Origin of the sequence: Salinisphaera sp. SWV1 (assembly GCF_052044155.1) — a bacterium.
In the GTDB taxonomy this organism is placed as follows: Bacteria; Pseudomonadota; Gammaproteobacteria; order Nevskiales; family Salinisphaeraceae; genus Salinisphaera.
Genome location: NZ_JBQDYE010000105.1, coordinates 1 through 979, shown reverse-complemented (window position 1 = coordinate 979; position 979 = coordinate 1). Strand labels below are relative to the sequence as shown.

General features: G+C 62.7%; 1 protein-coding gene. It reads left to right on the top strand.

Translation table 11 applies throughout. The features are described from left to right. Positions 1-392: 392 nt before the first annotated feature. Positions 393-979: ATPase domain-containing protein (locus tag ACS8YF_RS19630; protein WP_440851778.1), on the top strand; the 587-nt coding region annotated here is incomplete at its 3' end.

Here is a 979-nt window from a genome sequence, read left to right as displayed (position 1 = left end):
TCCGGGGATTAGCGGAAAACGAAGGGTCTGTATGCCGTGTAAATACGGTATTGATGACCAGATATTCCGTGTGAACATGGGCGTTCATACGCACTTCTGCAGATGCTTATCCAGAAGTCTGTTTCCGCGGGTCAAGAGCCGGCGCCAACGGTCCGCGAGTTGCAAAACAGGCGTAGCGAGCGAACAGCCTTCGCACTACTTGAGCCATTGCCGGCGGCTGGCATCGTGGCGGGTCGAGTCCCGGCCATCCTCTCGCCGCGTATGCGACAGCGCCTGCCGCAGCCTGCCCTGCTTTTCGGAATGCCGCGACGGCATCCGTCTAGCGCAATCCATCCCCATCAGCCAAGCGGATCGAAACCCGATGCAGACGCGCGATGCTTAACCCAGGACGCATGACGACCGGAGTGCCCGGGCTCGACGAGATCCTGCACGGCGGTTTGTTGGAAACCTATTCCTGCCTGGTGCGTGGCGGCCCGGGCACCGGCAAGACGACCCTCGGGATGCATTTTCTGACCACCGGCGAGGGCGGGGACGGGGTGCTCGTCTCCCTCGGTGAGACCGAGGGGCAACTGCGTCGCAATGCGCAGCTCAGCGGGCTGGCGCTGGACGGCGTTCCGGTGCTGGATGTGTCGCCGTCGATCAACCTCTCCGGTGCCGACGAAACCTTCAATCTCCTGGAAACCTGGGAAGTCGAGGCGGGCTCGATCCACGACTCGATTCTCGAATATGTGCGCAAGCACCGGCCTCAACGGGTGTTCATCGATGCGCTCAGTGAATTGCGTCACATGTCGCCCGACGCCTTTCAGTTCCGCAAGCAGGTGCTTTCGCTGTTGCGCCAGCTGACGGCTCTGGGCGCGACCGTGGTCTGCACCGCAGAAGCGGGCAGCGCCGCGGACGATGACCTGCAGTTCCTCAGCGATGGTGTGGTCGAGCTTGCGCAGGTGCCGAGCGGCCGCATGTGCGCGGTGAGCAAACTCAG